This is a genomic window from Candidatus Accumulibacter phosphatis, from assembly GCF_000024165.1.
In the GTDB taxonomy this organism is placed as follows: domain Bacteria; phylum Pseudomonadota; class Gammaproteobacteria; order Burkholderiales; family Rhodocyclaceae; genus Accumulibacter; species Accumulibacter phosphatis.
This window is the reverse complement of the sequence record NC_013194.1, coordinates 3,655,484-3,668,651: the sequence shown is the minus strand read 5'-3', so window position 1 is coordinate 3,668,651 and position 13,168 is coordinate 3,655,484. Positions and strand designations below refer to the sequence as shown.

13 protein-coding genes are annotated in these 13,168 nt (G+C 62.4%); 9 read left to right on the top strand and 4 right to left on the bottom strand.

All coding sequences use genetic code 11. The features are described from left to right. Window positions 1–244: 244 nt before the first annotated feature. From CAP2UW1_RS15865 to phaC, 6 genes are all read left to right on the top strand, one after another. Window positions 245–1,012, top strand: coding sequence for a 3-hydroxyacyl-CoA dehydrogenase (locus tag CAP2UW1_RS15865; protein WP_015767637.1), 768 nt, complete (start codon window positions 245–247; stop codon window positions 1,010–1,012). Between the two features lie 58 nt (window positions 1,013–1,070). Further along, the gene (locus CAP2UW1_RS15860) at window positions 1,071–2,252 is read left to right on the top strand and encodes an acetyl-CoA C-acyltransferase (RefSeq protein ID WP_015767636.1); all 1,182 of its coding nucleotides are present in this window, start codon (window positions 1,071–1,073) and stop codon (window positions 2,250–2,252) included. A gap of 58 nt (window positions 2,253–2,310) precedes the next feature. Continuing rightward, on the top strand, window positions 2,311–2,751 hold the full coding sequence (locus CAP2UW1_RS15855) for a MaoC family dehydratase N-terminal domain-containing protein (RefSeq protein WP_015767635.1): 441 nt from the start codon (window positions 2,311–2,313) through the stop codon (window positions 2,749–2,751). Between the two features lie 10 nt (window positions 2,752–2,761). Then, complete coding sequence (locus CAP2UW1_RS15850) at window positions 2,762–3,181, top strand: MaoC family dehydratase (protein ID WP_015767634.1); 420 nt, start codon at window positions 2,762–2,764, stop codon at window positions 3,179–3,181. A 141-nt stretch (window positions 3,182–3,322) separates the two neighbouring features. After that, window positions 3,323–4,399: a poly(R)-hydroxyalkanoic acid synthase subunit PhaE gene (locus CAP2UW1_RS15845; protein ID WP_015767633.1), complete on the top strand. Its 1,077-nt coding sequence runs from the start codon at window positions 3,323–3,325 to the stop codon at window positions 4,397–4,399. 64 nt (window positions 4,400–4,463) lie between these two features. Beyond that, window positions 4,464–5,570 (top strand): class III poly(R)-hydroxyalkanoic acid synthase subunit PhaC, encoded by a 1,107-nt coding sequence (phaC, locus tag CAP2UW1_RS15840; RefSeq protein WP_015767632.1) that lies wholly within the window; start codon window positions 4,464–4,466, stop codon window positions 5,568–5,570. 66 nt (window positions 5,571–5,636) lie between these two features. On the opposite strand, the gene CAP2UW1_RS15835 is transcribed toward phaC, so the two are convergent. Further along, the gene (locus tag CAP2UW1_RS15835) at window positions 5,637–7,169 is read right to left on the bottom strand and encodes an APC family permease (protein WP_041567877.1); all 1,533 of its coding nucleotides are present in this window, start codon (window positions 7,167–7,169) and stop codon (window positions 5,637–5,639) included. Window positions 7,170–7,982: 813 nt separating this feature from the next. Between CAP2UW1_RS15835 and CAP2UW1_RS15825 the strand changes: the two genes are divergently transcribed. Then, a complete protein-coding gene (locus CAP2UW1_RS15825) occupies window positions 7,983–9,260 on the top strand; it encodes an IS701 family transposase (protein WP_015767630.1) in 1,278 nt (425 codons plus the stop codon). Between the two features lie 99 nt (window positions 9,261–9,359). Here the strand turns inward: CAP2UW1_RS15825 and CAP2UW1_RS15820 are convergent, their stop codons facing one another. Together CAP2UW1_RS15820 and CAP2UW1_RS15815 are read right to left on the bottom strand one after the other, a co-directional pair. Continuing rightward, window positions 9,360–10,082, bottom strand: a complete 723-nt coding sequence (locus CAP2UW1_RS15820) for a protein-L-isoaspartate(D-aspartate) O-methyltransferase (RefSeq protein ID WP_015767629.1) — start codon at window positions 10,080–10,082, stop codon at window positions 9,360–9,362. 263 nt (window positions 10,083–10,345) lie between these two features. Then, the gene (locus tag CAP2UW1_RS15815; RefSeq protein ID WP_412566827.1) at window positions 10,346–10,756 is read right to left on the bottom strand and encodes a YkgJ family cysteine cluster protein; all 411 of its coding nucleotides are present in this window, start codon (window positions 10,754–10,756) and stop codon (window positions 10,346–10,348) included. Between the two features lie 221 nt (window positions 10,757–10,977). On the opposite strand from CAP2UW1_RS15815, the gene CAP2UW1_RS15810 reads away from it, so the two are divergent. Further along, complete coding sequence (locus tag CAP2UW1_RS15810; protein WP_015767627.1) at window positions 10,978–11,514, top strand: phosphatase domain-containing putative toxin; 537 nt, start codon at window positions 10,978–10,980, stop codon at window positions 11,512–11,514. On the opposite strand, the gene CAP2UW1_RS15805 is transcribed toward CAP2UW1_RS15810, so the two are convergent. After that, a complete protein-coding gene (locus CAP2UW1_RS15805; RefSeq protein WP_015767626.1) occupies window positions 11,500–11,955 on the bottom strand; it encodes a bacteriohemerythrin in 456 nt (151 codons plus the stop codon). The genes CAP2UW1_RS15810 and CAP2UW1_RS15805 overlap by 15 nt on opposite strands. A gap of 289 nt (window positions 11,956–12,244) precedes the next feature. Here CAP2UW1_RS15805 and CAP2UW1_RS15800 point away from each other — a divergent pair, with 289 nt between their 5' ends. Further along, on the top strand, window positions 12,245–13,069 hold the full coding sequence (locus tag CAP2UW1_RS15800; RefSeq protein WP_015767625.1) for an oxygenase MpaB family protein: 825 nt from the start codon (window positions 12,245–12,247) through the stop codon (window positions 13,067–13,069). The last annotated feature ends 99 nt before the right edge of the window (window positions 13,070–13,168 follow it).

Sequence of the window (13,168 nt, the reverse complement as noted above, 5' to 3'; positions counted from 1 at the left end):
GCCAACCAGGCAAACTTGGGCGGGGCAGATGCGACGGAGTCGGCGGGTCCGATCTGCCCGGATTCTTGCGGTGCAGCATCTTCCGGTGCCACCTGGTACCAGTGTCCGTCTTGCCAAGAGGACCTTCGCAGCGTAGTGAGAGGGTCGGATTTTCCTGTGACGATGCAGGTCCATGATGATCGCCGTCGGCACAGACCAGTAGCGCGGCATCGCGTGATGTCGCGATATTTTTTTGGGGGTTAAAATGCAAATCAACGGTAGTGTGTTTGTGGTGACGGGAGCAGGCTCCGGATTGGGAGCAGCCACGGCGAGCAACATCGTAAATGGTGGCGGCAAGGTGGTCATTGTCGACGTCGACGCCGGTGCCGGCGAGGCGCAGGCCGCGCAGCTGGGTGCGAACGCGCGCTTTGCCAAGACCGACGTGACCGATGAAGCGAGCGCACGTGCTGCCATCGACCTGGCGGTCAGTGAATTCGGCGCTCTGCACGGACTGGTCAACTGCGCGGGTGTCGCACCGCCCAAGAAAGTGCTCGGCCGTGATGGCCCGCATGACCTGGCGACCTTTGCGCGTGTTGTCAGCATCAACCTGGTCGGCACCTTCAACATGATCCGCCTGGCGGCCGAGGCGATGAGCAAGAACGAGCCGAACGAGGGTGGCGAGCGCGGCGTCATCGTCAATACGGCGTCGGTCGCCGGTTACGATGGTCAGATTGGTCAGGCGGCCTATGCCTCTTCGAAGGCGGGGGTCATCGGCTTGACGCTGCCCGTGGCGCGCGAACTGGCGGCGCATGGTATCCGCGTCGTGACCATCGCTCCCGGCATCTTCGAGACGCCGATGCTCAAGGGATTGCCGCAAGCGGCTCAGGACTCCCTGGGCAAGATGGTGCCGTTCCCATCGCGTCTCGGCAAGCCTGCCGAGTATGCTGCGCTGGTCCAGCACATTTGCGAAAACGGCTATCTGAACGGCGAGGTCATTCGCCTCGATGGTTCGATCCGGATGGCGCCGAAGTAATTCGCGGCAAGCCGAAAACTTCAATCTCGCAGTATCCGTTGGAATAAAGGAGTGTGGTATGAGTGAATCCGTTGTTATCGTCGGTGCCAAGCGGACGCCGGTCGGCGCCTTCCAGGGCCAGTTCGCGGGTGTGACGGCGCCGCAGCTCGGCGCCGTGGCGATCAAGGCCGCTGTTGAACAGGCGGGTGTCAAGGGTGAGGATATCGACGAAGCCCTGATGGGCTGCTGCCTGATGGCCGGCCTGCGCCAGGCCCCTGCCCGCCAGGCGGTGTTGGGAGCCGGGCTGCCGAAATCGGTGCCGTGCACGACGCTGACCAAGATGTGTAGCTCAGCGCAGAAGACGGTGATGATCGCGCATGACGAACTGCTGGCCGGTTCGATCAACATCGCCATCGCTGGCGGCATGGAGTCGATGACCAATGCGCCGCATGTGCTGACCACCGCTCGCACGGGCTATCGCTTGGGTAATGGCGTGCTGCATGACCATATGTTCCTTGATGGTCTTGAGGATGCGTATGAGCAAGGCAAGCCGATGGGCGTGTTTGCCGAGCTATGCGTTGACAAGTACGCTTTTTCGCGCGAAGAGATGGACGCCTACGCCGTTGAGTCGGTAACGCGTGCCCAGAACTCCGTCGCCGCCGGGGTGTTCAAGGACGAAATCGCGCCGGTTACCGTCAGCACGCGCAAGGGTGATGTCGTGTTTGATTCCGACGAAACGCCGATGAAGTGCGATGCGTCGAAAATCTCCAAACTGAAGCCCGTGTTCAAGAAGGACGGCGCCGTGACGCCGGCCAACTCGTCGTCGATTTCCGACGGGGCGGCGGCGTTTGTCCTGATGCGCGAATCTGATGCGAAGAGCGCCGGTATCACGCCACTGGCGCGGATTGTCGGACATTCCACCTTCGCCCACGATCCGTCGTGGTTTACAACGGCGCCGGTGTTCGCTTTCCAGAAGCTGCTTGCCAAGCTCGGCTGGCAGGCCGAGGATGTCGACCTCTGGGAAATCAACGAGGCTTTTGCGGCGGTCACGATGGCGTCGATGCGTGACCTCAAGCTGCCGGCCGACAAGGTCAACGTCAATGGCGGTGCCTGCGCTCTTGGCCATCCGATCGGCGCCACGGGTTCGCGCATTCTGGTGACGTTGCTCTACGCCCTCAAGGCACGTGGGCTCAAGCGCGGCATCGCCGGCCTCTGCGCTGGTGGTGGCGAAGCCACCGCGATTGCCATCGAAGTTCTCTGATCGAGTCGCCAACGAGCGTTCCCACCCCGTTGTTCGGGGTGGGTAAGGAGTGAATCGGATGTTGATTGACAAGAAACACATAGGCATGAAAGTGCCGCCACATTCCGTCAATTTGACGGCGTGGCAATTGAAGTGGTTTGCCAAGGCGACGGGAGAAACCAACCCCATCTACTTTGACGAAGCCGCCGCGCACAAGGCCGGGTTGCCAGGCGTTCTGGCGCCGCCGACCTTCTTCTTCTGCATGGACATGGACAAGGAGCATCCCTTCGATTACCTCGAAACCATGGGCTGCGACCTGATGAAGATGCTGCATGGCGAACAGTCGTTCACCTACCACAAGCCGGTGTATTCGGGTGATGTCCTCGACTTCGACGGAGAGATCACCGATATCTACGACAAGAGGAACGGTGCGCTGCAATTCGTCGTCAAGGAGGTCAAAGTGCGTCGGCAGGGCGAATTGGTGTGCGATGTGCGCTCCGTGATGGTCATTAGGGCATAGGGGAAAGTCGATGACAAAACCGAATTTTGATGCGCTGAACGTTGGCGACGAACTTCCGTCGTTCACGACTGAGCCGGTGTCGCGACTCACGCTTGCCCTATATGCCACAGGCTCGGGTGACCACCACCCGCTGCACCTCGATCAGGACTACGTGCGCGCCAACGGCATCCCCGATGTTTTCGCCCATGGCATGCTGGGCATGGCGTATCTGGGCCGTCTGCTGACGCAGTGGGTGCCGCAGGCAGCCATTCGCAGTTTTGGCGTGCGTTTCACGGCCATTACGCAAATCGGCGAGCGCATGGTGTGCACCGGCAAGGTGGTTGAAAAGCTGGAGCAGGGTGGCGAAAAATGCGTTCGCCTGGAACTCACCTGCGCCAACGAGCAGGGTGAGGCGAAGCACAAGGGAGATGCAGTCGTGGCCCTGGCCTGATACGTCAAGAGCCCTAATCTGCGTCATCGCGGCCGTCGCCAGACGGCCGCAGTTTTGTTGTAGAGTGCACGCAGCCTGCCGCTGGGCATCCGCCTACCGTGGCGGTAGGCGAGTCTGACACACTGAAAGGAGATCACCGGAGTGGAAAACAAGAATCCGAATGAGCAATTGGGCGGCGTCGTCAACGCTTGGGCTGATATGCAGAAGCGCATGTGGGGCGATTGGTCCTCGCTGTTGCAGAATCTCCCGGGCGGCAGCGAAGGCCCAGTCGAAGCCGCAAAGAAGGGCGTTGCCGCCGCCAGCAAGGGTACCAACGAAGCAGCGCGCATGCTGATGGATCGCATGACCAGCAGCCAGGGCGCCATGAATCGCGTCATGGACTTCTTCTTCAAGTCGATGAAGATCGTGGCGCCGAATCTTGAGGCAAACAAGGACTGGCGCCCTGATCTCAAGGGTTTCGCCGAGCAGTGGGCCAAGGAGTCGACCGCCATGCTCGAGCGCAGTTTTGGCATGGGTTCGCACCTCGGTAACCTCAGCAGCACCTTGAGCAAGGACTTGCCCGATGCCATGGGCCCCTGGCTGTCGTTCCTGATGCAGGCGGCTTCCTCCGGTCACGTCGGCGAAGCGATGCTCGGCGGCACCTCGGGAATCAATCGTCTGTTGTCGATGGAAGGCGATGCCGCCCTGGCCGGCGTCGGAGAAATCCCCCTCTTCGGTGCGTCGCGTGAAAAGAACGCCAAGCTCTTGCGTTTGGTCGACGCCGTCGTCGATCTGCGCAAGAACAGCCTGACGTTCCACACCGCGTTTGGCGACGCACTGGCCAAGGCCGTCGAAGCGACCGTCGAGGAACTCGGCAAGGTGGCTGCCAAGGGCGAGAAGATCACCGCGGTGCGTCAATTGATGAGCCTCTGGTATCGGACAGCCGACAAGTCGTTGCTGGTGACTTTCAATACGCAAGAGTTCCTCGACAAGCAGAACGCGTTCACCGCGGCGCAGCAGCAATTCAAGCTCGCACAGCGGGCAGTCGTCGAGGACATCTTCCGCGGCCTGGACATGCCGACTCGCAGCGAACTCGACGAAACCTATCAAGTCATCCACGAACTCAAGAAAGAGGTCCGAGCTCTCAAGAAGGCACTGCTTCCGGCAGCACCGGCTGCCGTCGCCAAGAGCAGCCCGGCGCCTCGCAAGGCTGCGGCAGCGCGTGCCAAGAGCGAATGAGCCGAGAAGCCTGAAATTCGTTATCCGGCTGATAAGCTAATAGACCTTTAGGAGGGTGCTACCGATGTTTTCTTTTCCAATCCAGATTCTTCCCGCTGACGTTGCGGCTGAAACCGCAGCCCTGAACGAGAAACTTGCCAAGGGCATCAGCAATCTCACCAACCTGACGGACGACGATATCGATATCGGCAGTACGCCGAAGGATGTGGTTTTTGAACAGGATGGGATCAAGGTCTACCATTACCACGCGCTGGCCGAGCCCTCGCAGATCATGAAGACGCCGCTGCTGATCGTGCCGCCGCTGATCAACGGCTACGAGGTGGCCGACCTGCAGCCCGATCGTTCGCTGGTGCGCAACTTGCTGAACCAGGGCATCGACGTATACCTCAATGACTGGGGCTACCCGCGTCAGGTCGACAAGTACCGCACACTCGACGATTACATCAACGGCTACTTCGACGATACGGTGGACTTCATTCGCAAGCACCACGGTGTCGACAAGATTGCCCTGTTCGGGATCTGCCAGGGCGGCGCCATGTCGACCACCTACTCGACGCTCAATCCAGACAAGATCAGCCACCTTGTCCTGACGGTTTCGCCGATTGATTTCGACGCCTACAAGGCGAATCACAAGCCGCACGAGGGCTTGATGTTTACCATGGGTGCCGACGCCGACGTCGAAAAGATGGTCGCCGTGCATGGCAACGTGCCGGCCACCGTGCTCAACGAGTCGTTCATGATGGCGTCGCCGTTTATCCTGAACTACGGCAAGTACGCCGACGTGATCGATATTCTCGATGACCGTCTGGCGTTGCAAAACTTCCTGCGCATGGAGAAGTGGCTGTTTGGCGGTCCCGACGCGGGCGGTCAGATGTTCAAGGAGTTCATCCGCGACTTCCTCAAGGGAAACAAGCTCGTCAAGGGTACGCTCGAAATAGGCGGCCGCAAGGTCGACCTCAAGGAACTGACGATTCCGATCCTCAACATCTTTGCCGAAAAGGACCATATCGTGCCGCCACCGTGCACGGTCGCCCTCGGCAAGCATGTCGGCAGCAAGGACTACACCGAGTTCGCCATTGCAACGGGGCACATCGGTATCTACACCGGTGGCCTGTCGCAAAAGGTCTTGGCGCCGACGGTCGGCAAGTGGATGCGTGAACGCGGCGCCTGATGCCGGTTGAGCTTCGCGTTCGCCAGGACGCGGAGCGGTAAGCTGCAAGCAAGGTGGGAACGCGCGTCAATTCGCTGCGCGGTGACGGTTTCGGCAGTCAGGAGCCGCGCAGCCCGTTCCCACCGGTTTCACCAGTTCGGCGATTCGCCGAGAAATGAGCCGGTGGGCGTCTGGTTGAGCCAGCCGCCACGGATTGCGAATCCCTGGCTGCGTCGTGTCCCTGGCCAGAGGGCGGACGTTCGCGGCCGACACCGTTGCTTCGATTGCCCGCGCCGTTGGCCCCAGGCTCTGCGCGGCGGGAGGAGCAGTATTGCTGGTCGAACTAGCGCGGGTTCCTGTGCGCGACCACCACCAGACAACCCAGGCCAGGGCCAGTGTCGCCATACCCCAGAGACTCTCGATCGGTTGCAGGGCGACGGCGCTTGCGGTCATCCACGATACACCCCCCAGGAACAGCAGCGGTGCCACCGGCCAGCCGATGACCCGGAGTCGAACGCCCTCGTTCAGCTTGAGGCGGATCAGTCCAACTATGGTGGCGGCAGCGCACAGGTTGAGGGTGAATCCGATATAGGTGAGCAGGCTCTTGAAGCTGGCGCTCCATAGCAGGACCAGCGCCAGAGCGCACTGCAGGGCAATTGCGCGGTGGGGTGCACCGGCATGTGTCGCCAACATTCTCGGCAGCATTCCGTCACCTGCCATCCGCGCATAGACGCGTGCGCCGGCTATGGTCATCGCCGAGACCGAAGCCGCCAGCGTCAGAGTGATCAAAACCGTCAAGGCGTCGGCCCAGGCCGTTCCCCCCAGAGCCTCGGCGGCAATACGGCCAATCTCCACCTTGCCGGCCAGGGTTTGCCAAGGCGCGGCGAACACGAAGGCGGCGTTCAACGCCAGATAGACCGTCGTCACCAGCGCGGTACCGGTGAGCAAGGCCCGCGGCAGGACGTGCTGCGGATCGCGAACCTCGCCAGCGACATAGACAGCGGCATTCCAGCCGTAGTAGCTGAAGGACACCCAGATGAGCCCGAGGGCAAACGCTGCTGGGCCGCCGCCGTTGGGAGTTGGTTGCCGCACCACGTCGGCGGGAAGTCGCGACCAGGCCAGGACGACGAAGACGACGATCAGCATGATCTCGATACTGACAGTGACATTGTGCAGCCACGCGCCGCTTTCCATTCGCAGCGCGTGGATCAGGGCGAAGCTGCAGAGCAGCCCCGTTCCCAGCCATTGCGGCGAGCAGCGCGGAAACCAGTCCTTACCGTATTCCCCGAAGCCAAGAGCCGCCGCCGCCAGAGGGGCGGCGAAACCGACGATGATCGACACCCAGCCGGCGATGGCCCCGGCGGCCGGATGGAGGGTACGTGACAGGAAAACGTACTCGCCACCGGACTCGGGCATCCGCTGCGCCAGCGCGCCATAACTCAGGGCACCGCAACTCGCCAGGGCGCCACCGACCAGCCAAGCGAGCAGCACCTGCCAGGGTGACTGCAGACTGGCCAACAGGAAGCCGCTGGTGGTGAACACGCCGCTCCCCAGCATGCTCGCCACCACCAGCGTTGTCGCCGAGAACAGCCCAAGGCGGCGGGGTGCGGGCGAAGACATCACAGGGTGGATATCGCGCCAGCAGTAGTCATCGGCATCAGACGCAGCGGCAGCAAGCGCACACCTTGGATGGCTTCCTCTCGGAGCCGGTACCTGCGCGCGAGTGACTCCCGCTCACCGATCAGCAGAGCGGGGCAGGCGGAAGACGAGCGCAAGCGCGATGTCCATCGCCCCGGCGATGCGACCTTGCCATTCTCACGGCAGTCCCTTCGATGCCTCTTGCCGCTCCTCAGCATGGGCAATGACTCTGCTGCAGCTTCCGCGCACCTTCGAGCACCGCCTGAGAAGGCAGTTCAGCCGTCACCTGAAGACGCTGCATGGTCTGCAGGTGGGCGCCCATCTTCTTCAGCGCCTGAAGCGACGCAGGGTCAACGGTATTGACGTCGGGTCGCGACGTGTCTGCCGGCGTTGGCTCGCCGAAGATACCGGGTGCAGCGCGCGAGAGTGACGGCCAGCGGACCAGCACCCGTGTCGCTGCCGGAGAGTGCGCTGATTGACGCGTACCAGGCGACGGCATCACGGTGCGGGCTTCCTACCGGCACGGGTCATCGGCACGAAGCGTACCGGCAGCACGCTCTCACGTTCCAGCTTTGCACCACGCTTTCTCAGCAGACTGAAGTTTAGACACTCGCGATCGCCGGCGGATGCCGAAGGCATCCCGGCGCCGTGAAAAAACTTTTTTTAAAAAATGCAAAAAAAGACTCGACGTGACACGGGAATCGTGAGGTCGCCGCGCGCTGCTTGCGCATGGTTCTCGCGCAAGCAGCGCGCGGCGACCAATGAGGGATCGTTTTCGATCTCGGACTTTCCCTCATGTCGCTCGCTGCCAACGTTGGCTTGCTGCTCTCGGAATGGATTTCCTTTCTCCTGGTGGCCGTACCACCGCGTTCCCGCCGAACTTTCGTCGAACTCCTGATCGGCGGCATGCTCAACCCGGAGGGCTGGGTTACGCGGGCCATCGGGGCCATTCGCCGAGAGGCGCACTGGACGACCTATTACAAGCTCATCGAGCGGGCAAACGTGTCGGTCACGGAACTGTCGTTGCGTTTGTTGCAGCTGGTGCTGACGGTGTGCCCGACCGAACTGGTCACCCTGATCCTCGACGATACGCTGGTTCCGCGCGGCGCGAAGGTCGGGCCGGGGATCAGTATCAAGCACGATCACAGCCACAAGGCCAATCGGCCGACCTTTCTGAACAGCCAGTGCTGGGTCACGCTGGCTCTCGTTGTTCGCGTCCGGCTGGGCTCGGCGCTGACGGTGCCCATTCGCTCGTGGCTGCTCGAAGAGTCAGGCCAACGGGGCAAGCTCTGGGTGGCACGGCAGTTGATGGACTCGATCCGGGGGCAGGTCAAGGGGGTACGCTTGTTGATCGATGCCTGGTTCATGCGCAGCACCCTGATTCTTCCTTTGCTCGAACAACAGGTCCGGATCATCGGACAGGTGCGCCGCGATACGGCCTTGTTTCTGCCGCCCGAGCCGGAGCCGAAACGCCGAGGACGCAAGCGCAAGTACGGCCTCCGGATCGATGCCGCGGTACTCGAAGCCTTACCGGTGCAGGAGATGGAACTGGTGCTGTACGGCAAGGTGCAGCGGGTTCGGGTGCGCTCGGCCCTCGCCGTGGCGCGATTCTTGAAGGGTGTCCCGGTACGGGCAGTGTGGTGCGAGATGTTCCTGTCCGACCACACCTGGTCGCGTCGGCGCCTGATTCTGGCGACCGAGACCGAGCTCTCGGCGCAACAGGTGGTGGAGATCTACGCCGAGCGCTGGGGGATCGAGCCCTTGTTTCACAACCTGAAGCGCTGGTGGGGAGTAGCCAATCTGTGGCAGCGGTCAAAGGCTGCCCTGGAACTGTGGATGCAGATTCGCTCCACGGCCTATGCCTTGATGCAATTGCTGGCTCTGCAGTTGTGGCAGTCCTTTCCGCTGATGGCCATCGCGCCCTGGCGAAAGGGCGCCATGATCACCGCGGGCCTTTTCGCCCAGTGGCTGCGGATTCAATTTATCGGACTTCCCGTGCGTGACGCCTATGACCCGAAGTCCGGTCAATTCGTGATGCCTTTCCCCGGTCAGGATCAGCGTTTGCAGTGTTGAGGCGTCTGGCCCAGCGCCGATCGGCGCTGGGGAATGCCCTTGTCGTGCCGGTCATCGATCGCCTCCGCGGAAATCCCGACCGGCGGGACCCGCGCGTGTCTAAACTTCAGTCAGCAGGAACAGCTGCTGATCATCGAGTTCGCCGACCGGGATGATCATTCGCCCGCCGTCCCTGAGTTGCTCGACGAGTGGCTGCGGTACATGATCGGGTGCGCAGGTGACGATGATCGCGTCGAAAGGTGCGGCTTCCGGCCAACCCTGATAGCCGTCGCCGTAGCGCACCCTGACGTTGCGGTAGCCGAGGCGAGCGAGGTCGTTTTCAGCCCGTCGAGCCAGCGGTTCAACGATCTCGATGCTGAAGACTTCTTTCACCAGGCCCGACAGGACCGCCGCCTGGTAACCCGAGCCGGTACCGATTTCGAGGACGCGGTCGGCAGGTTTCGGGTCCAGCTTTTCGGTCATGAAGGCAACCACGTAGGGCTGGGAGATCGTTTGTGCGTGGCCGATCGGGAGCGGGTGGTCGTCATACGCGTAGCGGCGTAGCGGCAGCGGCACGAACTCATGACGTGGGACCGTAGCCATCGCCTGGAGCACTCCCGGATGGGTGATGCCGCGCCAATGGGCGCGCAGTTGCTCGCTTACCATGCGTGTCCGCGCCGCAGCGTACTCATCTTCGACAGCGCGCACCGGCGCTGCCAGCGACGTTGCCAGCAGCGTAAACCATAGTGCCAGCGATCTGCCGACGCGCAGCACGCGTGATTGACCCGACCAGCCGACGCGTGTGGCCTGCGGGCTGCGGGTGCGGCGAATTCTCTCGAACACCGGCTCTCCCAGGGAGGTTGGCGAGGCGGCAGAAATGGCCGGCTGCCACACGTCGGCAAGCATACCTGGGAAGCGTCGCCCCCCCGTTTGCCGACGACGATCGGTCTACCTCAGACCCCCCGTCCAAAACACATGGGGCCACTCATCAAGTATAGGTGGTCCAGCCGCTCAGTTCCATTGGCTGGTGGTACGCAATTCCCAACGTGCGCACGCTAGCCAGGGGCGCCAAACCCGCCGCGTCGTGACCAGTGGTGGCAAGCCTTCTAGCGGTCCGTCGGCAGTGATGGCGGCGAACCGGGCGATGGCGGCGCGTCAATGGCGATGGCCCGCAGTCCGTACCGGCGGCGCGCACTGGCGCACTGCGTGTCACCAGCCTGCACTTCGCGGCAGGGCGAGGGGCGTTGCGCGTAGAGCCGACAAACCACATGCTTGCCGATCTCGCCGGTCAGGGCGAGGCAGCGTGGCAAAGCGGAATTCGTTCCGGTCATGCAGACGTGCCAAGGAGTGATCTGTTCGAGCGCGCCTTCCGGCAGGCCGATGGCATCAGCCTCGGCCCAGTAGAACGATACCCGAAAGCTCGCGCAGCAGGCGCCGCAGTTGCGGCAGTCGACGCTGTCGGGCGTCGTCTCCGGCGACACGTCCGATAGCGCCGGCGAGTTCGTGCTTGGCATCATCCGAGGATCAGCGGGCACGCGCTGCGGAGGTGGGGAACATTCATTCGGTCGCCGCCCCAGTGGAGTTTTCGCTTCCGTTCGGCAGGTGCCGGCAGCGGTGGTTTGCGCAGGTATCGCCACGGCTCGCCGTCGGTCGGGTGAACTATAATGTCGCGCGGCAGCCAGCATCCGCCGGCGCCACGACCGCCACGACAACCGATTATTGACAGGTAGACCACACAATGACTACGCATCCGTCCGACTTGCTGGTGTTGAACGAACGAGGCGCGGGCCTCCTTCTGACGCCTTGCCCCGGCAGCAAGAGTGTCGCGCCAGGGGACGCCCTTGAGCAACTGAAGGCAGCCGGTGCTGACGCACTGATCACCCTGATGCCCGAGAATGAAATGGCCGCCAACGCTGTCACAGATCTCCCGGAACTGTGTGCGAGGCGTGAATTGCCGTGGTTTCATCTCCCGATCGAGGACGACCATGCGCCTGAGGCCGATTTCGTCCGGGCCTGGACGGTGCAGCGAGCGGCCGTCCATCAGCTTCTCGATGCGGGAAAGACAATCGCCATCCATTGCAAGGGGGGTTCTGGCCGGACCGGCCTGATGGCAACGCAAATCCTCGTCGAACGTGGCTGGTCCAAAGACGATGCCATTGCCGCCGTCAAGGCGCTACGACCGCAGGCCATGAGCCTGCTCGCGCATCAGGCCTACATTGCCCGGTTGCCTCCTGCCGAGGCAGCGCACCCGGGCTCGGGATCAGGCTTGGGCTGAACTGAACGCGTCGGCCGCTGGTCGACGCTTGTGGGAACGCTTGTGCCTGTGCGCATGCAGCGCGGCCACGAAGAGCTTGTCGTCGTCACTGATGTGGCGTTCGAACCAGTACTCGGAGTAGCGCAGGAAGGAATGCGCGTCGTGCGCGCCACTGATGACTTCGCCCAGTGCCTTGCGCAGGATACGCAAGGTATCGCGGTGAACCTTGGTATGGTCGACGAAATCGAGAGCGGCTTCCTCGGCAAGCCGCTCTTCCGTCGCAAAATGCTGCTCGAAGAGTTCGAGAAGGGAGTGGAATTCGTCTATGGGGACGTAACTGCTTTCGAAGCAGGCCGTTTTGAGCGTCTCGATACGGTCGAAGATCTCTTCATGCTGGGTGTCGATTTCCGGCAAATCGACCAGCAGAGCCTCCGGTAACAAGCTCGCAAGATAGCTATTCATGACAAGTCTCCTCTGCCAACCAGTGGTTTTTTTGCTTATCCGATGAGTATAGAAAGACTAACGGCAAAATTCCAGAAAAATCGGAGTTAAGTCAGCCGGCTAGTGCTGCATGGGTAGGCGAGGCCAGCTTCATCGGCGACGGCGACCCGCCGCATGGCCGCAGATCGATCTGGCGCCGGGCGGCCTTGCTCCGGTCAGGGCATCGGCCATGCCTCGGGTGAGGGCCGTGCATCCGCTTACCGCAGTTCCGCGTAGGACAAGCATCAGGAACCAACGGAGGAATCCATTGATGCCCTTTCCGACCGACGATCCCCGCCGCGACTGTCAACAGATCGCTCGTCATCTGGCCAGGGTGGACTTTCCCTGGGATACCACGCGCGCGCTCGAACTTGCCCTGTTTCGTACCTTCGCCTCACCGCGCATCGGCGGCCTCCTGCATGCCACGGGCGAATTCGCGGCGCGACCGCAGAAGCGCTACGACGATACCGACCTGCTGGTCAGCGAAATCATCGAGGAAGGTTTCGACAGCCCACGCGGGCGCCGAGCCATTGCACGCATGAACGCTCTGCACGGGCGTTTCCGAATCGCCAACGGGGATTTCCTGTACGTGTTGTCGACCTTCGTCTTCGAGCCGATCCGCTGGAACGAGCGCTTCGGCTGGCGGCGCATGAGCGAGTCGGAGAAGTTCGCCTGGTTCTGGTTCTGGCGGCAGGTCGGCGAACGCATGCAGATCCGGGACATACCGGAGGCGTACGACGAGTTCGAGCGTTACGGCCGCGACTACGAAGCCGCGAATTTCCGTTATACCGACAGCAATCAGCGCGTCGCACTGGCCACCCGCGAACTGTTTGCCGGCTGGTTTCCGGCCTTGCTGCGGCCACTCGTTCGCCGTGGGATTCACGCCCTGCTCGACCCGTCGCTGCTCGCCGCCTTCGACCTGCGCCCGGCGCCGCGCTGGGTGGTATGGACGGCCAACGCGGCATTGCGCGCGCGTGCTCGCCTGCTGCGTTGCCTGCCCAGGCGCCGGCGCGTGCAGCGGCGCACGCAGATGCCACGCGCCGACTATCCAGCGGGATATCGCATCGAGTCCCTGGGGCCTCCCCCTGTCGACTGACGGCTAGCGGACACGGTCTGCGGGCTTGCGGTCGACCGACGAGTGTGCATCCGGAAGCATCTCGACGACGTATGATTGGCAGGGGCCGCACATCTGGCG